The following is a 24,487-nucleotide window of genomic DNA, read 5'->3' on the forward strand; positions in this document are numbered from 1 at the left end:
ATTATTTACGCTAATTTTAGCGAAACCATTCAAAAATATTCGTGGCGTTTAGATGGTTTAAGATAGTTAATAAGGTAACGCCAACCAGTATCAAGAAGCAAATTGATTTTGCTTCGCTCCCTAATCTATTGACGATTGAGCAGGTGAGCGAGATACTTGGCGTCCACCCAAATACATTGCGCAATTGGGACCGTGCCGGAAAGTTGCGCGCTGTTAGAATTGGCTCGCGACAAGATCGACGGTATGATAAGCAGTCAATTCAGAAGCTCTATACTGAGCTTCATCCGCCGGTGCTCAAACCAGCCGAACCGCCGACACCACCGGCGCTTCCAGAAGCGACAGCTGAAAAAAGTTATGTACTGGAGCCAGGTTTTTCTTGGCGTTCGTTCCAACTTTACTTCCTGAGCCGAAAGTTTTCTCTGTTTGTTTTTTCGGTACTGCTGGTAGCATTTTCTTTTGCCGTTGTACAAGTCAGCTTCTTTGCATATATATACCTCGCTCGGGCAGAAGAAGTGGGTCAGGAGATTGTTGCAGTGCAGCCCACCAGCGCTAGTGGCTGGGAAACATCAGCTCAGGCACTGGCGATTGATTTACTGCCCGCGGCGTCCCTGGAGGAATTTGCTGATGCGAATGCTGCGCACTATCATACTACACCGACTACCGATGCCGATGGTCCAGTGACTATTGAACAAGAGGTTGAGCTCGAAGACAGCCAGGTAGCAATTGAAGAGGAGAGCGCGGTTCCATTGAATGCGTCGCTGCCTGAATTAGTCGTGTCAAATTTTATTGCTCCGGATACGATTGAGTCAGGCGACGTTATCACGAAAACTGGATTTCGCGTATCCCTAGCCGCCGATGGCACCCCGGAGAGCGAAGATGTCCTCGTACTCGAATATTCGCTCGATCAAGGGGCAAACTGGCAGCAGTTGGAATCACTGGTGCTCACTGATGACCTGAGTAATGCTATCCACGGTGGATATTTTGAGTATGCCCTGGCTCCCTTAGCATCAATAACTGACGTCAGCGCAATACAATTTCGCGCACGCATGAACGCCGGGGCAAATTCGGCCTCAGGCGTGGTTTGGATTGACGGCGTCGAATTGCAGCTGGAAACCCAACGCCCCGATCCGATCGTCGAGGATATTACCAGCAGCGTTTCATTTGTGGCTGATACTGATATGGATTTAACATCCCAAGAGCAGCCGGTGATCGCAGTTGAGACGGAGGAAAAATCAAGTTTTGAATTTATTGGCGTTGAGCCGATTACGCGTGAGGTAGGCAGCGTCACCATCACCAGTCCTGACGGGGCAACCCGTGATGTTTCGGTTTCGCGTGATTCCGCTGTGACTGACATGGGTACCACTACCTCATTAGCAATTGATCCATCGACCTTGACCGAGCCGGGGAAATACACGGTGACGGTGACCGTGGAGCAGGATGGGCGGGAGAAACAGGTCGCCTATGAATTTACCTGGGGGGCGCTGGCATTTAATACTGATCAGGCGAATTACCAATTAGGTGAGATTGCCACGTTTTCTCTAGGAGCGGTCGATGATACCGGACATATTATTTGTACGGCGGATATGCGACTCTCCATCGTTGATCCAGCAGGCACGGAAACAGTACTGACCAGCGCTGATGGTACGATCCAGGTCACGGATTATTGCTCTATTAAGGACGTCTACCAAGGGCCTGATTATGTAGCAACCTATGTACCGACATTGCCAGGGGCCTATCAGGTTACGCTTGTTGCCACCGTCCATGGCCAAACCCGCACCGTATCGGACGCCTTCAGCGTATTACCAGAACCGGCCTATACCATCAAGCGCGATGGACCGACGCGCGTTTTCCCTAATGTGCCGCAACCAATGCGTCTCGTCGTTACTCCCACTAGCGCATTTACCGGAACGGTGCGAGAATTTGTGCCTGGCAACTTTGATGTCTATCCAGAAAACGGTGGCCGTATCCAGCCGTATGACACGGGGACCGAGATTGTTCGTTCAATCGTTTGGGATATTTCGCTTGAAGCAGGGACGAGTGCGACGCTCGGCTATACATTTAAGTCTCCAGAAAAAAGTCCAGCACTCTTTGCGCTTGGCCCAGCTACGGCGGGCGATTGGACTGAGCCGCGGGCATGGCAGCTGGTGATTGATCCGGCGTATATGTACGTATTAGGCAATTCTGCGTCAGCACCGACTGGCTGGACCAATGACACAGCTACCTTCGCCGGATATTATCCGCGTGGCGCGGCCACGACGGACACTACGCCGCCGACTGGTGGCGCGGCGTCACATACTCACACGGTTTCTGGTCAAAATATCAGCGCGCCTTCCACTGAAGTAACTATTACCGGCTGGGGTTGTATAGATTTTTGTCTTAATTCGGCGACGACCGCGCATACGCATGGGATTAATTCGTTGACGGTCGGCAGTGCAAATAATGATCCACTGAACCACACTTTCTATCTTTGGAAGAGCAATGCAACTGATCCTACCACTATTCCAAATAACGCCTATGTCTTTTTTGACACTGCTCCGGCAGGAAGCTGGACTCGATTTAGTGCCGCAGATAACCGGCTGGTCAAAATAAATAGTTCAAATACGACTGGCGGCACCAGCGATACGCATACCCACTCATTGACTTGGGGTTCCCTGACCGCCGCTTCTGGCTCAACAAGTTTACAAGCAGATGGGATAACGTATACGGCTGCCTCCTCTACGCATACACATACTGCACCAACTGGCACAACCTCAACTTCGTATACTTTGTTACCGAGTTATATCCAATCACTTATTTACCAAGCGACCGCAGATAATTCTGTACCACAAAACCTGATTGCCATGTGGGATGCGGCACCGCCGACTGGATGGACTACGGTCTCGGGCGCCAGCCAGACATATAATGGACAGTTTATTCGCGGGTCAGCCAGTTACAGCGCTACGCCACAGTCAGCCGATACCCACAGCGTAGCTAATCAGACAAGTGGCGCCACCGGCAGCGCTTCAGCAAACGGAGCGACAACAGCCGTCGGTACTGGTGCGGCCAGAAATACTCACACCCACACCATTACCGCCAGTTTTAGTGCTAGCACCGATCACAAGCCGCAGTATTTCGATGTAATCATGGCTGAGTGTACTAATGGTGGTGGTTGTGGCGCAGCCGCATCGATAACTGTTTCCGGATCGGTGTATTCTGACGAAGGATCGACCAAGATTACTGCTGCGGCTAAGACGGTCGTCCTCTGGGTTAATGGATCAGCTACAGCCTGCGGCGGCGGTGCCTGTACTGCAGAGACTTCTAATGGTGATTATTCGATTAGTAATGTCACTGCGACGAGTGGCGATGTACTAACATTATTTCTAGACAATGAAACGGAAAAGGCAACCACGTTCTTGGTCAGCAATGGTTCGACCGTGAGCACGGCTCATCTCTACCAAAATCGCGTAATTCTCCGACATGACACCGGTGCTTCTATTACGAATGCTAATATCGAATCGGGTGACCGCGACGCAACGGGCGAGACCGACATCTTGGCCGAAGTGGCTACCAGCAATCTAACGGTTGATTCAAATTACGAGCTGCATATCTGGACTGGCGGAACGCAGGCGTATGACCCGGGCGGCACCGTCACCACTCAGGGGACGGGTGATCTACACGTCGATGATAGTGCCAGCGCCTACATGGACACCGCATCGAATTCGATTGCCCAAAACGTAACCATTGATGCAGGCGCTACGCTCTACGGTCAGAACACGACGACGGTCAATGGCGCAGCGAATGCAGGCGTGTCGGCGGCCGGTACCCTCAATATTTCCGGCGGCACCTTCACGGTGGGTAATGGCACGGATGAGGACCTGACATTAAATGCCGGTACGCTGACGGTGAGTGGCGGCACCTTGACGGTGAAGGATCAGATCAAGACAACATCAGGCGGTAGTGCGGAAACAGTCAATATTACCGGTGGCATCACCAATGCCCAAGGAACCGGGACGACAACGAGCGCGCCATTGTACATTCCTGATGGGACGATTACGGTCGGTGGGGGAGGTGGCACGGCAACGGTCAACACATCTGGTAATTTGTATCAGACCGGTGGCACCCTAAACGTCAATACGAATTCGGACATTAATGTGACCGGAGAATTTCAGATGCCGAGCGGTTCACCCATTCTGGAGCTCAACGACGGAAGTCTGGATTCAACTAGTCACTGGCGACTAAACGCCGGCACTATCAATCTCGATGGCGGCAGCCACCACACTGGCAATGATGGCATCGTGGAAATGACCAATGGCGGCAACGCCGTTACTTTCAATATGACCGGTGGTGATCTCTATATGCGTGGTTTACTCGTCTACAATAGTGGCACCTTAACCACGAGTACCTGCACTGGGGGAAATATCCATCTCGGCATCGTGGCTGGCCCGAGCATCAACTACTATTTGGTAAATACCAGTGGCACATATCAGATTTATAATTTACTCATTGATCAGACTGCTTTCATTAATGCAAGTAGCACGCAAACCTTCAAGGTGAAGGGGGCGCTTACAATTGCCAATACCATGACCTTCACCACGAATAGCAAAACGATGCAGGTAGATGGTGGCTGGGTAAATAATGGTACCTACACTGGCGGCACCAGTACTATCACATTGCGTGGCGGTAATATCAGCGGCACCAGCGATACCTCGTTTTCGACATTGAACATCGGCGACGCAACCACCACTGCCACGGTTACGGTTAATGGCACGGATGACCCGACCGTGACCGGCACGATGTTGGTGGATACTGGCGATATACTTTCAATCGGCGCCAGCCGGTTTGTCACCCACTCGGGCGGAACCTATACCCTGAATGGAACGGTCAGCGGCGCGGGGACCATGACCTTTACCAATACTTCCCCAGGCCCGGGCACGACCGGTTCACTGACATCGACGACGCGATATGATGCCACGAATGGCAACGTGGCCTCTACTACGGTGGACGTGCGAACGGATTATCAGCAGCTTGAGTTTTATTCTAATACCGCAACGGCGCGATCCATTACCTTGGCGGCTGGAACATATATAACGAACGTCACTAATGGCAATGTGTACGTTATTGCGGATGGCGCTTCACCAGGGAATCTAACCTTGGATGGCGCCACCAATAATCCGACCATGGATATCGCGTATAGTTTGGATTTCACGGGAGCGGGCACGGCGAGTGAGATTATTACCTCAGGCACTGGTGTCTGGCAGGTTGGCCAGCATGTCGATTTCACTGGTGGGACGTACACAGCTACCGCAGGTAATACGCTAGATATGGATGGTATTGGGACGCTGACTTCAGCGGCACAGACTTTGCAGAATCTTACTCTATCGGGCACGATCACCCTGGCGAATGCTACTCATACCGTGAATGGCAATCTTGTTTTGGGAAACGGATTGACTGCCGGCACGTCAACGGTGACCATGACCGGCACCAGTAATACCATTACCGGCAACAATCGGACCCTCGCCAATCTCACTATTGATCCTTCAAGCGCAGGTACGATCACGCTCCAGACTTCGAATCTGACTACCAGCGGCACGTTGACCGTGGCGGCTGGGGATACACTATCGATTGCTTCTGGAATAACATTGAGCAACACGGCTGCCGCAGAAGTTGCCGGCACGGGAAACATCGGTGGAGCGGGGACACTGCTATTCACTAGTGCGTCAGGCGGACCAGGGACAACTATTTCTACGCTTAGCGCTATTACGCGGTATGACGCTTCGAGTGGCAATATTGCCGCAGCCACCATAGACGCGCGGACATACGCTGGCTCAGTTGAATTCTACTCTAATAGCGCTACTGCTCGGACGGCTACACTTAATACTGGCACATACTCTGTTAGTTCCTTGTACGTTATTGCCGACGGAAATAGCCCGGGCGATATGACGCTGGTTGGTGCCACTAATAATCCGACGGTGACTATTGCCGGCAATCTTGATTTTACTGGTACTGGTACGGCGAGTGAAGTGATTACCTCGGGCACTGGCACCTGGACCGTCTCCGGGCATGTCGATTTCACGGGCGGCACATACACCGCCACGACTAATAATACCTTGGTCATGGACGGCGTTTCTGTAAACATCTACGGCAACGGCCAAAGTTTATATAATTTTTCCATCAGCCCATCTACTATTGGTACGGTCAGTATGCAGACGTCAGATTTGACCGTCACTGGCACGATCACCTTGAGCGGTACTTGCCAATTAACCATCAATGCTGGTTTGAATTTTACTTTGGGGAGTGCGGGTACGCTGACACGGGGGGCGGGTTGCGCCATCGCTGGTACTGGTACGTTCATTTATCAGCCGGCGACGTTCTCACAAACGAGTGGCGTCACGTCTGGAATACGGTTTGACGCGACGAATAATAACCAGACTATTAACGGGAACTATACGTTTAGTCGCGCGGTCGAATTTTATAATGCGCATGCCAGTACAGCGCGGACCATTACTCTGGGTAATGCAGGCGGCAGAACATTCACGTTTAGTTCCACGGCCACCGTAACTGCTGCTTCAGGCGGGACCGTCTCTGTTGATGCCAATACCAATGATCCGAACTTGACCTTTACCGGCGCGGTGAGTATCGGTGGAGCATCAGGGGCAAGCGCCACCTTGTCCGCTAATAGTGCTAATACGCTTGCCTTCAATGGTGCGGTGACCGTCAATGCCACTGGCGTTTTGACCACCAATGGTAGTACGGTCATGACCATGGCTGGCGATTATACGAATAATGGTACGTTCAATGCTGGCGCTGGAACCGTCACGCTGAATGGTTCAGGTACGCAGATACTCTCAGGCACGATGACCGGTGGGTCAGCTTTCAATAATTTAATTGTCACCAATGCATCGGCAAGTAATCCAGATATTAGCTTTGCCGCGTCGGCGACGGTTGGCGCCACATTTACTGCGACAACCGCCAGTTCCCAGATTCGTTTCTTAGCCGGTGGAACCTACACATTTCAAAATATTGCCCTGAATGGACAGGCGACCGGCACGCGCGTGGCGCTGACCAGTTCCTCGACGGGCACGCAGTGGAATCTAAATGTGGCCGGGACGCGATCCGTGTCCAATACATCAGTACGGGATTCAACCGCGTGCGGTCAAGCGCCAAATATTTCAGCGAATGATGGCACGAATCTGAGCTTGGGGAACAATTCTTGTTGGACATTCCCCGGCATTATCATCTCCGGGACGGCCAATGGGAACGTCGGAGCAACCGTTCGCTATGCGGTGAATGGTAGCCTTCAAACTGATACCGGGACGATTGGTGCATCTACCTGGTCGATCGAAGGCTTGACCGCGCCGGCTGTGAACGATGAGATCATCGTCTGGATAGATAATGTGGCTGATGCTAATGAGTCGAGTGGGGTTACCAGCTATGACGGTTCAGGCGATATCACGGGTATGGTACTCGATACCCATGTATTGACGCTCGGAAGTAACGATAATCAATCCATTAGTCAGACTGTACTGCAAACAGTCTACGATAATTTTAATGATGAGGACATAATGTTTCGTTGTCCGATTGTCGCTAGCTGTACTCTGGCCGTAGATGATGATAGCGTTTATACCGATGACCGGCTGACGATTCTCTCGGGCACGACCTGGGTGATGGGGCCCAATGATGGCATCAATACACATGATATCCAGATTGACGGAACGCTGACCGCTGGTACCGGGAGCATCACCGTCTCCGGTTCATGGGATAATAATAATGATTTCAATTCGTCGGGGAGTGAAACGATATATTTTACTTCAACGACCACTGAAATCATTGATTCCACGGGCGCAGTTGATTCCGATGTGTATAATGTGAATTTCACTGGAGTGGGTGGGCAGTGGACATTAAATTCTACCTGGGTGGTCAATAACGACGTGACCATGAGCGCTGGGACGTTCAGGGTCAATAGTGATTTGTACGTCAATGGCGGTGATATCACTGGTGATGGCACGTTGACGTATACGGCAGGCTCACCCAATGTGATTATGGGGTCAGCCAGCGGAAATTTCGGAGGGGCAAACCCGTGGACATTCTTTAATCTGCAATTTTCTCATACCGCGCTCTGTAATGCGCCCGTGACCACGGCTACCGGCGCGGGAAGCGTTACCATTAATGGCACATTGACGCTGCAGGCAGATGGAGGTTGTGCTTGTACGGAAACCGATTGCCCGTCGCATAATCTGGATCTTGGGTCGAAGACATGGATTCTTACAGCTTCGGGCACACCACTTGTTGCTGATGGAGAAATTATTGGATCAACCTCGACGGTCCGGTATACGGGTACGGGCGCCACAAATATAACAACCACTAATCCTAATTTGACTGATTATTACTATACGCTTGAACTTCAACCCGCATCCGGAACTCCGACCTATACGCTATTATCCACTGGCACAGCTTCCTATGAAATACGAGGAAACTTGACGATCAGCACTTCGGTGAATTTAACGGTTACTGGATCGACCGTGTTTATGACCGGAACAGGCACGCTTGACGCTGGCGGGAAGACGCTTAATAATCTCACCATCAATCCAGCGGCAGCCCAGACTGTAACCGTTCAAACCAATGACGTGACGGTTGCTGGCAATTTGACCGTAACGGCAAACGGCGTGATGAGCATTTCGAATGGCCGGACGGTCACTTGGACTGGCGCGACATTAACGTTGGCCGGGGCTATTTCCGGCCAAGGGATACTTCGGGTTGACTCGGTTGGCGTTATTCCGGCGACCGGTACGCTCTCAAGTATCGTCCAGCTTTATGCTACGAACGGTAACACCGTGGTCATGTATGCGCGCACTTATGGCGGCGAGGTGCAAATTTACAACAGTAGCGTTACGTCGCGCACTATTACTATGGAAGCGGGGACTCATACCATTACTGGTGCAAGCTCAGCTCTAAATCTCCGGGCTGAGAACAATGGCGACATGACACTGGTGGGCGCGACCAATAATCCCACTGTATCAGTGAGCGGCAACCTGATTTATACTGGCGTCGGGGCAGGATCGGAAATCATTACCTCAGGCACCGGCACGTGGACCGTCACAGGTAACGTGACTTTTACCGGCGGGACGTACACGGCGACGGCCGGCAATACCTTGGTTATGAATGGGGCAAGCGTGACGCTCACCAGCGCCAGTCAGACATTACAGAATCTGACTTTATCTGGTTCCATCACCCTGGCAAATGCTACTCATACGGTAAATGGCAATCTTGATATGGCGGGGGGGACGATCAGTGCTGGTTCCTCGACTATAACTATGACTGGCACCAGTAATACTATTGTTGGCGGTGGTAATTCGATAAATGCATTGACTATTGATCCATCCTCAGCCGGTACTATCACGCTCCAGACGTCGAGTCTGACCGTGGCAGGACTGCTCACGGTTTCAGCGAGCGATACGCTCTCGATAGCTTCGGGAATTACCTTGAGCAATACGAGCGCCTCGGACGTAGCTGGCACTGGCACCATCAGTGGCGCTGGTACGCTGCGGTTTACTAATGCCTCAGGCGGTCCGGGAACGACGATCACGACTTTGAGTTCCGTTGTGCGATTTGACGCCACTTCTGGTAATATTGCCACAACTACATTTGATGTGCGTACCTACAGCGGCCCGGTTGAATTTTACTCGAGTAGTGGCACGGCTCGTACCGCCACCTTTGCCGCTGGCACATATACTATTTCCGGGGCTTCGTCGTATCTCTATGTTATCGCTGACGGCGCTAGCCCGGGTGACCTGACTCTGGCCGGTGCGACGAATAACCCGACGGTCAACGTCGGTGGCAGCGTTGATTTCACCGGGGTTGGCGCTTCGAGTGAGGTAATTACTTCCGGCACTGGCACCTGGACCGTCGGTGGCAGCGTTGATTTCACCGGCGGGACATTTACCGCTGCCAGTGGTAATACCTTAATTATGAATGGGACGGGGACGCTGACGTCTGCCAGTCAGACACTGCAAAACGTAACGTTGTCGGGTACTATTACCCTGGCTAATGCCACCCATACGATTAATGGTAATTTGAATCTGACCGGCGGCAGCACCACGGCTGGCACCTCGACCGTGACTATGACCGGCACCTCAAATACGATCACGGGCGGCACGAAGACGCTCAATAATCTGACCATCGATCCATCGTCAGCCGGTACCATCACGGCGCAGACCTCAAACTTTACAGTAGCGGGAACGCTCACTGTGGCGGCCAGCGATACGCTTTCGCTGAATAGCATTACGCTGACGAATACTGGTGCAGCGGAGGTAGCTGGCACTGGGGTCATCTCTGGCGCCGGAACACTTGTATTCACCAGTACCTCCGGCGGCCCCGGTACAACTATCGCGACCTATAGTGCAACGGTTCGGTTTGACGCAACTAATGGTGACATTGCCGGTAGCACCGTCGATGCTCGGACGTACAATGGTCAGTTCTCATTTATTTCTACCAGCGCTACCGCTCGTACCATTACCATGGGCGCCGGTACCTTCACACTCTCCGGTGCCAGCTCACATTTTTACGTAATTGCCAATGGCGCCAGTCCGGGCGACCTGACCGTCACTGGCGCTACCAATAATCCAACCGTAACTATCGGTGGCGATTTGGACTTCACCGGTAGCGGATCGAGCCAAGAGGGAGTGATTACCGGCAGTGGCACCTGGACAGTCAGCGGCAACGCAGATTTTGCCAACGGCTCATTTACCTCCTCAACCAACAATACGTTTATCATGGATGGCACGTCCAAAACAACCACTGAGTCGACGTGGAGTGGGCTCGTCTTTTATAATTTTCGTTCAAGCGGGTCAATTACCTTTATCACGTCATTTGAGGACGCAGTTGTTTTGAATGATTTGACCATTGATTCAGGAAAGTCCCTGACTGGTTCTACTGGCGGCATTACGAGCGTTGGGCATAACTTTACGAATAACGGGGGGACCTTCAATGCGAATTCTGGAACAGTGAGTATGTACGGTTCGGCTGGCGCTATTAATGGTAGCGGTTCGACCACGTTTAATAATTTGACCATTATGGGTACCCCGGCTAGCGTGACCATGAGTAATGCTGATAATACAGTGTCCGGCACTTTGACCGTTGATACAGGTGACACTTTATCATTATCCTCTGGTCGGACGCTGTCAGCGACGGGTGCTGGAAACGTGGCAGGTACCGGCAGTATTACCGGGGCGGGGACGCTGCGTTTCACGGATACGTCAGGCGGACCCGGCACTACCATCGCTACTTTGAGCGCTATTACCCGCTATGACGCGACTAATGGCAATATTGCCTCGACGACACTTGACGCTCGGACCTATGGCCAGGTCGAATTCTATATGACGGGTTCGACGGATCGTTCAATCACGTTTGCTGCCGGTACTTATACTCTCTCTGGCGCTACGGCTCATCTATACATGATTGATAACGGTTCAAATCCCGGATATCTGACCGTGGACGGGAGCGTTAATAATCCGACCGTGACTATCGGTGGCGACTTTGATTCTACTGGGTCGTGGGGTGGGGGGATTGTTATTTCAGGCACGGGAGCTTGGACTGTTTCAGGGAATGTTGATTTCACTAATATGGTATTTACCGCGACAACCGGGAATTCCTTTACCATGAATGGGGCCTCAGCATCACTGACCCCAAATTTCAATAATATGTATAATTTTTTAACTGCCGGCACGGGTACTATTACTTTATTGAGTATCTTAACAGTCAATAATAATGTTACAGTTGGGGACTCTTCGACTTTCACGAGTACGGAAAGTCTTACTATCGAGGGGAGTAGTCTGACGGGAACCGGTACTTTTGCCTTCAGCACCGGCACGGTATACATCAGAGGTGATGGGGGGTCGCTGGGTGGCAGCAATAATGACTGGACGTTTGGCAGTCTTAGGTTCAGAATTGCTGACTCGTGTTCAATTACTTGTAATATTGGTTGTAATCGATTGACTACCTCCGCGGGCGGCTCAGGTGCGATGATTATTCAGGGTACTATTCGGACGGATACGTGTTCGTACGGTTTTGGAGAAGGGACTGCCGCGCACCGATTTGATGCGGGAAGTAAGACGTGGGTTCTTCAGGGTTCGGGGACGGGAGCCAGCGCCCCATTGTTTAACACCTTCTTTAATTATGATACATCGACATTCCGTTTTACGGGTACCGGCACAACCGATATCTCCTCGACATCTCGGTATTACAATTATGAATTATTACCTGCTAGCGGCACACCAACCTACAATTTCCTCGGTGCAGGTATCTATGGTAATGCCGTCATCGGCACGTCAGTAAATTTCGTTCACGGATCAAACTCTTTATACATGTATGGTGATGGGAAAACTATTGATGCAGGCGGTAAGACGCTCTATGATTTTTATGTGCTTGGAACAAATAATACAGTGACTGTGATCAATAATGATATCAGCGTGGCTGGGCTATTACATGTCGAAAGTGGTGATACGCTTTCGATTAATGCCAGTCGAACTCTCAGTGATACCGGCGCGGCAAATGTGGCGGGAACGGGTACTATCAGCGGCGCGGGTATATTGCGTTTCACTGATACCGCCGGCGGTCCCGGGACGGCTACCACCATCTCTGTGCCTGTCCGTTTCGATGCCAGCGCGGGGAATATCGCAGCCGGAACATTTGATGCGCGGACGTATGGCGGTGCGGTAGAGTTGTATGGCAATAATGCGTCGAACAGTATTACCGCGCCAGCCGGTACATTTATCTTTAGTTCAACGGTATCAACCACCCAGGGTGGCACGGGCGCCACGACCACGAATTTGAATACCAACGATCCGACGGTGACGGTCACCGGCGATCTAACCATTGGTGCAAATACCGTGCTGCAAGCATCCAGCAGTGGTACGTTTAATGTGAATGGCAATTATACGAATTCAGGCACCTTTACGGATAATGGTGGGACGGTTACCCTGGGCGGCAGCAGTCAGCAGACGCTCTCGGGCAGTATGACCGGCACCTCAAATGATTTTAATAATTTAGTTATTACCAATGCCTCTGGTTCAAATCCGGAGACATCTCCGTCAGTCATTTTTGCCTCGGGCGCGGACACGGCTGGGACGTTTACCGCTACCACTGCTAATACTAAGCTTCGCTTCAATGCTGGCTCGACGTATGCTCTGCAAAATATTTCATTTAATGGCCAGGCAACCGGCACCCGCGTATTCCTCCGTAGTTCCTCGACGGGTACGCAGTGGAATCTCAATGTGGCCGGTACGCGCTCGGTGTCAAATACGAATGTGCGCGATTCTGACGCGTGCGGTCAGCCACCAACCATAGACGCTTCGGACGGCACGAATTTTGATGCAACCAATAACGATTGTTGGTCTATGTATGCGATCAGTTTTAGTATTTCTGATACCAGTATTGGGTTTGGCTCACTGGGCACCGGACAATCACGCTATGCCTCGGCTGACGGCACGGGGTCGGCCGCTGAAGTGGAGGCTCACACCCTGAGCGCGGCGAGCAACGCGGTAGGTGGCTATTCAATCTTGGTCCTCGGTACAACGCTGACGTCACCCGATAGTGATACGATTGCCGCTATCGGCGGTACGAATACGGCGCCAAGTCCGGGGACTGAGCAATTCGGCATTCGCGCAACAGCTTCGGGGGGCAGCGGGTCAGTCACCGCGCCCTATGCCGCGGCTGGGTTTGCCTATGATCTGCTGAATTTCCCCGATGAAATTGCTGGTTCGGCGGGCGCTTCGACCACGACCACTTATTCACTCCGTTATCTGGGGAATATCAGCTCGACGACTACGGCGGCGACATACGGGGCTGATGTTACGTATGTCATGGTTCCAGAATTTTAATATTATATTGCATCTTGGTTAGTGAAATGTTGGTTAGTTGCAGTATGGAAAAAAATGTGTTATACTATGCTGGTTATGGAGGGTATTTCGGGAGGTGATCTAATATTTTAAATGAATATTATTATGTCACAAAGAATATCAATTGGACTACTCATATTGATTGTTATGAGTGTTTTGGTTATTCCGCGCAGCATGATTCATGCCGCTGCCCTGACCAATGTCAGTGACACCATGACTCGTCTGCAGCAATCGACCGATTCGAATCATGTCATTGCCTTCACGACCGCGACCTCGCTGGCCGCAGCCGAAACGATCAAGATTCAGTTTGATCCAGCCGGGGATGCTTTCACGCTCAAGGGTACTCTGACTAATGCCGATATGACTGGTTCAGGCTTTACCGTTGTAGCCGGGTGTGGGGGTGGCGCTTCTGAGGTGACGGCGACGGTTGATACCAGTGCACCGGATGAGAATATTACTTTAACGGTTTGTTCGGGAGATACTGTAGCTGCCGGAGCGAAAAGTTTGACCATCACGAATAATGAGATCACCAATCCGTCTTCAGCAAATACCTATGAGATTGAAATCACGACGACCAGCGACTCTGGTTCATTGGCCGTGGTGATTGTCTCCGATGATACAGTCAATGTGAGTGCCACGGTTGATCCGTCTTTGACCTTCAGCATCTCCGACACCACGATTGGGTTTGCCACACTGAGTTCATCGGCCAGCCGATGGGCAACCGGGGATTTACTTGGCAATGCCGCCGAGACTGAAGCGCACACCCTGATTGCCGGCACGAATGCCACCAGCGGATATAGCATCACGCTCAATGGCGCCACCCTGACTTCAGTCGCGGCCGATACCATTACTGCGATCGGAGCTAATAACACCGCGCCGAGCACTGGCTCTGAGCAATTTGGCGTTCGGTATACAGCCAGCGGCGGCTCAGGCGCAGTGTCCGCACCATACGCGGCAGCTGGTTACGCATTTGACACAGCCGCTTTTCCCGACGAGATTGCTGCGGCTACGGGCCCATCTGCTAACACCACCTATTCAGCGCGCTATTTGGCAAACATAGCATCAAATACCGAAGCCGGTACATATACGGCAGATCTCACATATATTGCCACCGCTACATTCTAAGGCAGCGTCTCATGCGATGAGCGGGCTACAAAAATAAATAATTATTAGGGAGGAACGTATGTCACTCAAATCGTTAATGGTAGCAGTAATCGTGCTTGGTGGTTTACTAGTCGTTGCCGCGAATGCGTCAGCACTTACCATCATTCCGCCGTCATTAGAATTTGAAGCGCCACCTGGGCAAACCTATGAAACGACGGTCAAATTATTTAATGAAACGGATCAGGCAGTTACGCTCTATACTGAGACGACAAATTTCGGCGCAGCGGGAGAATCCGGGCGTCCCTCATATCGGTTTGACGCTGATCCCGAGGGACTCAGTTCGTGGGTGACAGTAGGTGACGGCCCGTTTGAATTAGGGCCTGGAGAGCGGGTAAATGTGCCTCTCAAGGTGACACCACCGGCTGATGCTGAACCCGGCGGGCATTATGCGGCAGTCTTTTTTTCTGATACGCCGCCTACGGCTGCAGCTGGTGGAACCGTGTCAGTCGGAACCAAGATTGGTATTTTACTCCTCGCGCGTATCCCGGGAGAGATTGTTGAATCGGGCAGTATCAAAGAATTTTACCTTGGCGATAAAACCTCTGGCATTAATCGGTTACCCGTGACATTTGTCACGCGATTTGAGAATACAGGGAATCTTCATTTGCGCCCGACAGGCTCGATTGAAGTAACGAATATGCTTGGCCGCGCGGTTTCCACCCTGGAATTCAATCCAGCGAATGGTGCGACGTTGCCCAAGACGATTCGTAAGTATGAAACCATTTGGCAGAAGGGTGACGTGGTTGAGGGGTCTGGTTTTTGGAATGAATTTGCCAATGAACGGAATAATTTGGCAATTGGGAAATACACCGCTACGATAACTACCGATGCGGGAATAGAGACAACTTTAACCGATAGCGCCAGCTTCACGTTTTGGGTGTTCCCCTGGCGAGTGATGTTGATTTGGGGTGTCGGCATAATCATTATATTGGTAATTCTCTGGTTCCTCATGCGCCGGTACAACAAATGGATTGTGGCAAAAGCAATGCGAGCCCAAGGGTCAGATAGACCGACCGCATCGGGTTCAGGCAAACCTAAGAAATAATTATTTTCACACGTGCCGATGCTGCGGACGATTTTCCAGTACGGCGCAATGTTGCTCCTAGCCTTCTGGCTCGGGAGTGTTACTTTGGCAACGGCGCTGGACGTTAATATTTCCGCAGTAGTCGAAGAAAGTATTCCTGAACAACAAGACACCATCATTCAGTTTAGTGGGTTAGCATATCCTAGCGGCGCTGTGACCGTGCGGCAGGATGGCGTGATTTTGACCACTACGACGGCAGATAGCGCTGCCAGTTTTTCTACCAGCTCGATCGTGACGTCGGGCGCTCATACGTATGCATTGACTGCCGTTGATTCCCAAAATCGGACAGGCAGCGCTACTTCATATACGCTTAATCTCAGCCAAGGCGCGACGGTGACAGTCTCAAATATTTTCCTCGGGCCAACGGTGGCAGTATCTGCTTCGAGTATTACGGCAGACCAATCGGTTAATTCATTGGGTATTACAGCGCCCAATAGTACGGTGACGGTATATGTCACATCGTCGTATACCGGTGGCGGCTCTGATAGCCGTGAATTCCAAGTGGTGGCCGACGGTTCAGGTATCTGGACGCGCCAGTTCACCGGCACAACGCTGGGCGTCGGTTCACACGTCGTCCGGGCGCGAGCTACCAGCAGCTCATTGACTTCATCCTATAGCAATTCGTTAGTGATTGCGGTTGATCAGGCCAATCCCTGCGCCACGTCTACCCCCGGCGATATTAATTGTGATGGATCGGTTGATTTGGTTGATTTTAGTATTTTATTGTATTACTGGAATACGACTAATCCGGCACAAGCGCGGACTGATATCAATGGCGATACAACCGTTAATGTCGTTGATTTCAGCATCTTACTTTACTATTGGACTGGCTAATATGCCTCGACGAATTCTCATTTTTATTATCAGTGGGAGCATTATCGGCATCGTGGGTTTCTGGGCTGCCTCAGCTCAGGCTGCGGTCATGAGCGTTGCGCCGCAATCCCAGACGGTTTCACTGGGGGACACGTTTATTGCCACCGTGCAGGTGGATAGCGAGCGGGAATACATCAATGTGGTGCAAGGCACTATTGTGTATCCCACTGACCTGCTCGAGGCAGTTTCCGTTGATACGGGAGCTTCTTTTCTCAGCATGTGGGTCACCCCGCCTACCATTGATGCGGCTAGTGGCACCATTGCATTCCTCGGTGGCAAGCCAAATGGCACGTTGGTGGCTGACAGCCCGGTACTGCGCATTACTTTCCGCGCGCGGGCACTAGGAACCGCTACGGTATCGATGAATGATTCCGATGCCGTCATTCATCTCAATGATGGCAATGGCACGCGGGCAGCATTGAGTTTATTGACAGCTCAATGGAGTATTACTAATCCCGCGCCTGACAATTTAGCTATTGAATCCGCTACGCATCCGGATCCTGATGCCTGGTATCAGGCAACGACATTTCAGGCAACCTGGGAAAAGCGAGCGGGGGCATTCTATAGTTATGAAATTTCCGACCAAATCACCACAATTCCCGATGACATTGCCGATGAGCCGAGCGATCAAGCCAGCTTTGCGGATGTGGGGGATGGTATTCATTATTTCATTCTGCGTGAGCGGCTGCCGCGCGATGACTGGCAGGTCGTCGGCATTCGTCGATTCCAAATTGACGCGACGAAGCCGCTGCCGATTGACGCGGTCGTGCATCGCGACGACCAGTCGTATAATGGACGGTATGTCTTGAGTTTCAATACCTATGATACGACGTCCGGTGTGGACTTCTATGAAGTAGTCGAGGGAAATCAAGTCGTTTCTCCCGCGACCAGCCCGTATCTACTGACTGATCAATCGCGTCGCGATGAGATTGTCGTGCGCGCCCTTGATCGAGCGGGGAATACTACTCAGACCATCATTGCCAGCGCCGGGGCTCCGAGCGTCGTTGACTCGGTTGATATGAATATTATACTAGTCTGCGGCATTGTTTTAGGGCTTGCCGTTTGCATCTTAGCTTTTGCCGCGTTGCGGCGTCGACCATCATGAAGATCCGTATATTATTATTAGGAGTATTATTGGTAGGAATTTTTTTTGCGTTACCATGGATTGCCGATGCTGCCACGCTCCAATTATCGCCGAGTAGCGGAAGCTATAATTCAGGACAAACATTTTCTGTTGAGTTGCGCGTCAACAGCGACGGTGTAGCGATAAACGCGGCGGAATCAACCATCCGCTTTCCGCAAAATCTTGTTCAAATCGAATCAATTTCCTCGGCCGGCATTTTTACCTTTTGGCCGGTTAGCCCAACTTTTTCGAATGCCACCGGGATTATGTCCTTTAGCGGCGGACTGCCCAATCCTGGATACACCGGCAGTGCGGGAAAAATTTTGACTATTATGTTCCGTAGCATCGCTGCGGGGTCAATTCAGATTCGCACCGAAAATAGTCGAGTGCTCGCCAATGACGGCCAGGGGACCGATGTTATGACGACGGAAGGTACGATTGGCACCTTTGCGGTTTCTGAAGACCCGGTCGTTTTGCCTGATGCGCCGACTGTTTCCTCACCTTCGCATCCCGACCCGAACCAGTGGTACAATAATCCAAATCCGATTTTTTCCTGGGATCCGGTGAGCGGTGCGACGGGGTATAGCGTGGCGTATGACGATCAGCCTGCCACTACGCCTGATACGACGGTAGACGTGATTGGGACGACGCAGGCCTATACCGCCATTGGTGATGGTACGTGGTATTTCCACATTCGTGCGGAAAACGTTGATGGCTGGGGTACTACCGCACATTTTCGAACTCAAATTGATTTGACAGCTCCTGAACCATTTTCGATTGAGTTTCTGGATGGCACGTCACTGACGAATACCACGCTCCGGCTGAGCTTTATGACAACCGATAATGGCTCAGGCATGGCATATTACGGAGTGGTGATCGATGGAGGAGATCCGATTCGGGTTGAGGTTGGCTCGGCCGATTCTTTTTCGTATTCGAGTTTGAGTTTTGGTTCACATAGCGTCATTGTTCGCGCCATTGATGCGGCGGGGAATGCCGCTACTGCCAGCGGCTCTTTTACCATGACACGACCCAATCCGCCGGTATATATCCCTAATGATTCTGATCGGCCTGATCAAATCATCATCGATACGATTGATGAAATTTTACCTACCCCAATCCGTAATTTTAGTTCGGCGGTAAGCAATGTGGTTAATCGTATCCAGCAGAATGAGGAAGTAGTTAGGATAATTGAAGAAATTATTACGCCCGTTATCAGCACCACCGCAGTGGTGACGGCCACCGGCGTCGCTACGAGCGTGGCAGCGTTGCAATTAGGGAATGTCATTTATTTATTCCTGCGCGTCGGATATCTCTGGTTCGTTCCGGTGGCGGTCGGTAAGCGGCGCAAGCCCTGGGGCATTGTATTTGACAGTACTACCAATCAGCCGGTTCGCCGATCGATAGTACGGATTTTCTCGAAAGAATTTAATAAATTAAAAGAAACGCAAATCACCGACGGTGAAGGGCGTTTTGGCTTTTTGATCGAGCCGGGTAAGTATTTTGTGACTGCCTCGCATCCCGGCTATACCTTCCCTTCGAAATTACTGCGCTCGGCTTCGGTCACGCCATTTGAAAACATTTATCTGGGTGACACCCTGGAAATGAAAACAGCCGGCCAGCAAGTTTTGGCCATCAATGTGCCGATTGATCCGGACCAGGGAGAAATACCGCGCTCACGGATTCTCTGGCTGCGGGCATTTAATACAATCGGCAATATTTTAGAGCGTGCCAGCCTGCCATTATTGATTGTCGGTACGATTTCCAGTTGGGCATCACTGATCATTCAGCCGATCACCAATAATTATTTATTCCTGATGGTGTACGGTCTCTTGATTATTCTGAAATACCTCGTCTCTCATCATTATGAGAAATCATGGGGAACGGTGGTTGACGCTGCTACAAATGCACCGATCGAATTAGGCGTCGTTCGTATTTACAATATGATGACGACCAGCGTGGTAGGGACCCGGGTGACGAATACGACGGGCCAATTCCAAGCCTTGGTTGCGCCTGGAAAATATTATTTGGTGGTGGTTAAATCAGGCTATGAATCTTTCCAGAGCAAACCGATTATTGTGACGCGAGAGCGCGGCATGATCCGTTTGACCGTGAAGCTGCGCAAGCATGCCGCACCCGGTGAGCAGCGCGCGGCGGGTGATAAAGCGGTCGAATTAGACTCAATGCGCAGTGATGAGCAGGCGCCCTTTGCCCCACCCCCACTCCAGGACGTCCGATCAGGCGAGACGCAGGTGGAGGAATCAGCCGCCACGGCTCCGGCTTCGGATTCGCCTTTTGCCCCGCCAACCTTGCGTGTCGTACCTACAAAGAAGGACAGCTTTTCACACTCAGAACCATCAGGCAAACCTGAAAAAAAGTAAAGGGAAACCTTTGACTTGCGTGAAAATTGTGGTATACTAGGCCTAATTCGCGCGTTTTTTCAGTCTATTTTGGGCTTGTAGTTCAGTCCCGACGCGAAGCGGTTGGAATTCCGACTGAAACGTCAGAATTGGTTAATCGTTAGTAGTACATGATAGTTGATCGTCGATATTTAAATATGTTTATGGGTTCGTAGCTCAGTTGGTTAGAGCGCCACATTGACATTGTGGAGGTCAGAGGTTCGACTCCTCTCGGACCCACCACTTGGAAAAGTCACCATTTGCACTGCCAATACTCCGCTGATGTTCGCCCACCATTTGAGGTCCGAACGTGCCATTTTCGGACTCCGACAGGCACAGTGATTTTTGGATGAGTTCGAATGGTTTTTGTGCCTGAATGTTGAGGATTTTGTCTTTTAGAAAAAGGTCCGAACATAACGTCTTGATTAACTTCCGTCGATCTTCCGGGTTACTCTTGGCAAACGTCGTTCTTGCATTGATTGCGGTATTAAACACTTTGCGTGTCGCTTCAGAAGCCGTCTGAGCCGATTCTTCAAACTCAAATATTCGCCGTTCCAGATCAATTTTTTCAGACTGGAGAAGGGCTTGCCGTTCCCGGTACTGGTCGTCAGTTATTAACCCGCGCAGGCGGAGCGTGAGTAGTTCAGTGAGTTCTTTGGTTTTCAGTTCAAGCGTGCGTTTCAGCGACCCAAGTCTGGCGACAGATGCATGTTCGCTCTGTTTGTTTAAGTCAGCTAGTGCCTGGGAAATCCATTCTCTGTACTGCAACGGCAATGAGACTGAATCCATGAAATTCATTAACTGTCGTTCCAAATACTCTTCGCTAATCGCTCGCTGGGAACAGTCGACGCCCGCTTTGTGGCGGGTACACCGGTAATACGTGTAGCGCGTTCCGTAGCGATTCGTCTTTTGTTCCGCTGTCACCGAGGCGGCGCATTCTCCGCATTTAATCAGGCCAATATACAAATGGTCGTGCCGCTGTGGGCGCACTGGATTGCGACCATGAAGAATATTCTGTACCTTGTCGAATTCTGACTTGGATATCATGGGTGGATGAGCGCCTTTGAAGATTTCTCCGTTGACGCGGAGTACGCCGTAATAGAAAGGGTTCTGGAGTAATTTCACAAGGCCAGAGAATGCCATCGGCCCTCGTTCGCTTCCATCCCGCAGGGGCGTCATGAGCTTCAGTTGCTTTGTCGCCAGCCGATGCACCTGCGAGATGGAACTTGTGCCGCTGAGCATTTCGTCCCACAATCGCCGCACGAGATCAAACCGGTCAGGGTCTTTGATGATCGTCTTGTTCACTTTCTCATTGAGATAACCAATCGGGGCGGTACGGGGAAGCCAGCCGAGCTCGAGTTTCGCTCTGATACCGCGCTTTACGTTATCCGATAAGTCATCGACGTACTTCTTGGCCATGCCGAATTCGAGCTGAATCCAGAATTTGTCGTTTCCTGAATTGGTATACATTGCTGAAGGCGTTATGATTTGCGCCAGTTGCCCCTGATCGAGCGCCCAGATCAAAGCACCACCGTCGAGTGGGTTTCGGGCAAGCCGGTCGAGTTTCCAGCAAATGACAGTACCCAATTGACCGCGTTCGATGAGTTTGAACATTTCGTTGAACACCGGCCTGCCCGGAGACTTCGCCGATTTAGCCTCGATATAGACTCTGTCTACTGATAGTCCATGCTGCGCGGCAAGGTCGTGCATTTCTTTGACCTGAGAGTCAATCGACAAGACCTGCCGGTCTTCCGATTCACTTGATTTGCGGGCGTATATCGCCACGCGGATATTGTTCTTCATACGTTCGAAGTATTGAGCCAAAAGTAATGAGGCGGTTCGCCATATCCCACGCTTCCGCGTCGGACAGCGTTTCACCGGTCGTTTGTTTGTGTATTTGTTTGAGGTTTTCTATGTGTTTTTGCAGGAGGGGCATGTTCGGCAGTATGCCCGCAAACGGCCAGGGGCCGCAATTGAAACAAGAGGGGAACTCATGGACTTGCTTGTGGAAAACCGCTTCCCGCACAATATCATTGACTCCGGAGTCCCAATGTCATAATCTTAGAGAAAGCTGACGTAGGATTTGCATAGGCGGTCTGTTATTGGACTGCCGACTTTAGGCTATGATTAGTGCGAGGAAGAGCGTGCAGTGATGAAGAAGCTGAGTGCCAGAACAGAGGTAGCACAGCGGAGGGAAAGACGCACCAGTATTGTCAGGAATTCACAGAAATCGCTGTATCTAGCGGAGAATAACGGAGATGGACTTGACGGGGAAGGTCACTTTCCTCTAAGAAAGCGACATTCAAGCCCAAACGTCAGAAGCACCCGCGCAGAATACCACCTGACCAAGAGCCGGTTGCGCGTGCTGTTTGCCGCGACCACGAACGAGCGTGACCGGCTCATTATGGCGCTCATGGCCGGAACGGGTATGCGAAGGGCAGAGATCACCGCGCTCCAAGTCTCTGACCTGAGACTTCAAGAAAACCTCCTGGTCGTGACGAGTGGAAAGGGCGGCAAGTCCCGTCTGATACCCCTGACACCAATACTTGCAGGTCAGATTCAGTCCTACTTACGCGGACGCACCGAAGGTCCGGTCTTCCTGAGCAGATTCAACGGCGCGCTCTGTAACCGACAGCTTAACCGTATCGTGGAAAACGCGGGGAAGCGTGCGGGAGTGAATCACCCCGATCCGCGAAAGACCAAACTCACCTGTCATCTCTTTCGCCACACATTCGCCCGGCTCTGGAAGGATGCAGGTGGTAGTATCGAAACGCTTTCATCCATTCTCGGACACGCGAGCCAGGCAACCACTCTTGACCTGTACGGCAGGGAAGGCTTGTCCGACGTGCGGGCGAACTATGCAAGAACCATGAAGAAGATAGGCATATAGCGAAAACCAACGGGTAGGAGGAATCTAATGAAGAAAGTGGTATTGGCATCGGTATTGTCCCTGTTGCTGTGGTCGTGCGGCAAGGATAAGGCAACTGATCCGGGCGGACAGGACCCGACTCCGCCGACTGTTGTCTCAACCACACCAGCAAACGGGTCCACGGACATCCCGGCGGATATTGTCCTGCAGGCCACATTCTCTCACGACATGGATGCAGGTACCCTGACCAACGCCACGTTCACCGTAAGCAATGGCGTAACCGGTTCCGTTTCATACAGCAACAAGGTAGCTACATTCACTCCGAGCGCATCCCTGACCGCTAATACGTCGTATACGGCAACTATATCGACCGGGGCAAAAGATGGGGCAGGCACCCCCTTAGTGCAGGCGTTCTCTTGGTCGTTCACGACTGCGAACCCGCCTACGGTCACGGATATTGACGGCAACGTCTACCAGACCGTCACCATCGGTTCGCAGGTCTGGATGAAGGAAAATCTGAAAGTGACTCACTATCGCAACAGCGATCCGATACTTCACGTTACGGATAACGCGGCATGGCTCGGTTCCGCTTCCGGGGCTTACTGCGATTACGACAACAATTCAGATAACGTCTCGACGTATGGTCGCCACTACAACGGCTTTGTGCTCAACGACAGCCGGGGCATAGCGCCCGACGGATGGCACATCCCAAGCGACGACGAATGGTTGACGCTTGAACGGCAACTCGGGATGACGAATCCTCAGTCTATCCTGAACGGCTGGCGCGGAACGACCGAAGGAGGGATGCTGAAGGCTCAGGGATATTGGGCGAATCCAAATGAGGGCGCGACAAACGCAAGCGGATTCACCGCTTTGCCCGCCGGTTTTCGCTATCCGAATGGTTCCTTTCAGAGTCAATTGCTCTATGGCGGTTTCTGGACATCCACGCTGTCGGGAACCGAATTTGCCTACGCCCGCGCTCTGAGTTACGACACTGCCGCGGTGTATCGCGCAGGGTACGACAGGAGACAGGGTATGTCCATTCGCTGTGTCAAAGACTAGACTACCGTTGGCGAATCAGATAACGGCTGATTCAACGCGTTTAGG

The 24,487-nt window shown here is 51.6% G+C and carries 9 protein-coding genes and 1 tRNA gene; 9 read left to right on the forward strand and 1 reads right to left on the reverse strand.

Features of this window, described 5'->3' with window-relative positions; all coding sequences use genetic code 11:
* Positions 1-41 precede the first annotated feature (41 nt).
* From HZC01_03405 to HZC01_03435, 7 genes are all read left to right on the forward strand, one after another.
* Positions 42-13,853 (forward strand): helix-turn-helix domain-containing protein, encoded by a 13,812-nt coding sequence (locus HZC01_03405; GenBank protein MBI5037719.1) that lies wholly within the window; start codon positions 42-44, stop codon positions 13,851-13,853.
* A 123-nt stretch (positions 13,854-13,976) separates the two neighbouring features.
* Entirely contained in the window at positions 13,977-14,996 is a 1,020-nt protein-coding gene (locus tag HZC01_03410; protein ID MBI5037720.1) for a hypothetical protein, read from the forward strand.
* 58 nt (positions 14,997-15,054) lie between these two features.
* Positions 15,055-16,080: a hypothetical protein gene (locus HZC01_03415; GenBank protein ID MBI5037721.1), complete on the forward strand. Its 1,026-nt coding sequence runs from the start codon at positions 15,055-15,057 to the stop codon at positions 16,078-16,080.
* Positions 16,081-16,128: 48 nt separating this feature from the next.
* Positions 16,129-16,953: a hypothetical protein gene (locus tag HZC01_03420; protein ID MBI5037722.1), complete on the forward strand. Its 825-nt coding sequence runs from the start codon at positions 16,129-16,131 to the stop codon at positions 16,951-16,953.
* Position 16,954: 1 nt separating this feature from the next.
* Positions 16,955-18,097: a hypothetical protein gene (locus HZC01_03425; GenBank protein MBI5037723.1), complete on the forward strand. Its 1,143-nt coding sequence runs from the start codon at positions 16,955-16,957 to the stop codon at positions 18,095-18,097.
* Positions 18,094-20,493 (forward strand): carboxypeptidase regulatory-like domain-containing protein, encoded by a 2,400-nt coding sequence (locus HZC01_03430; GenBank protein MBI5037724.1) that lies wholly within the window; start codon positions 18,094-18,096, stop codon positions 20,491-20,493. The genes HZC01_03425 and HZC01_03430 overlap by 4 nt, the downstream gene beginning before the upstream one ends.
* A 184-nt stretch (positions 20,494-20,677) precedes the next feature.
* Positions 20,678-20,754: transfer RNA gene (locus HZC01_03435), tRNA-Val, on the forward strand.
* On the opposite strand, the gene HZC01_03440 is transcribed toward HZC01_03435, so the two are convergent.
* Positions 20,725-22,314 (reverse strand): recombinase family protein, encoded by a 1,590-nt coding sequence (locus HZC01_03440; protein MBI5037725.1) that lies wholly within the window; start codon positions 22,312-22,314, stop codon positions 20,725-20,727. The two genes, HZC01_03435 and HZC01_03440, sit on opposite strands and share 30 nt — an antisense overlap.
* A 349-nt stretch (positions 22,315-22,663) precedes the next feature.
* On the opposite strand from HZC01_03440, the gene HZC01_03445 reads away from it, so the two are divergent.
* Together HZC01_03445 and HZC01_03450 are read left to right on the forward strand one after the other, a co-directional pair.
* Positions 22,664-23,401: a tyrosine-type recombinase/integrase gene (locus tag HZC01_03445; protein MBI5037726.1), complete on the forward strand. Its 738-nt coding sequence runs from the start codon at positions 22,664-22,666 to the stop codon at positions 23,399-23,401.
* A gap of 27 nt (positions 23,402-23,428) precedes the next feature.
* The gene (locus HZC01_03450) at positions 23,429-24,442 is read left to right on the forward strand and encodes an Ig-like domain-containing protein (GenBank protein ID MBI5037727.1); all 1,014 of its coding nucleotides are present in this window, start codon (positions 23,429-23,431) and stop codon (positions 24,440-24,442) included.
* Positions 24,443-24,487: the final 45 nt, after the last annotated feature.

Source organism: Candidatus Kerfeldbacteria bacterium (genome assembly GCA_016214565.1).
GTDB lineage: Bacteria > Patescibacteriota > Patescibacteriia > UBA10025 > JAHIVO01 > JAXDBW01.

Excerpts from the sequence above, each read along its gene's own strand:
- HZC01_03410 (MBI5037720.1), top strand. The coding sequence starts at position 13,977 with ATGTCACAAAGAATATCAATTGGACTACTCATATTGATTGTTATGAGT.
- HZC01_03415 (MBI5037721.1), top strand. The coding sequence starts at position 15,055 with ATGTCACTCAAATCGTTAATGGTAGCAGTAATCGTGCTTGGTGGTTTA.
- HZC01_03420 (MBI5037722.1), top strand. The coding sequence starts at position 16,129 with ATGTTGCTCCTAGCCTTCTGGCTCGGGAGTGTTACTTTGGCAACGGCG.
- HZC01_03425 (MBI5037723.1), top strand. The coding sequence starts at position 16,955 with ATGCCTCGACGAATTCTCATTTTTATTATCAGTGGGAGCATTATCGGC.
- HZC01_03430 (MBI5037724.1), top strand. The coding sequence starts at position 18,094 with ATGAAGATCCGTATATTATTATTAGGAGTATTATTGGTAGGAATTTTT.
- HZC01_03440 (MBI5037725.1), bottom strand. The coding sequence starts at position 22,314 with ATGAAGAACAATATCCGCGTGGCGATATACGCCCGCAAATCAAGTGAA.
- HZC01_03445 (MBI5037726.1), top strand. The coding sequence starts at position 22,664 with ATGAAGAAGCTGAGTGCCAGAACAGAGGTAGCACAGCGGAGGGAAAGA.
- HZC01_03450 (MBI5037727.1), top strand. The coding sequence starts at position 23,429 with ATGAAGAAAGTGGTATTGGCATCGGTATTGTCCCTGTTGCTGTGGTCG.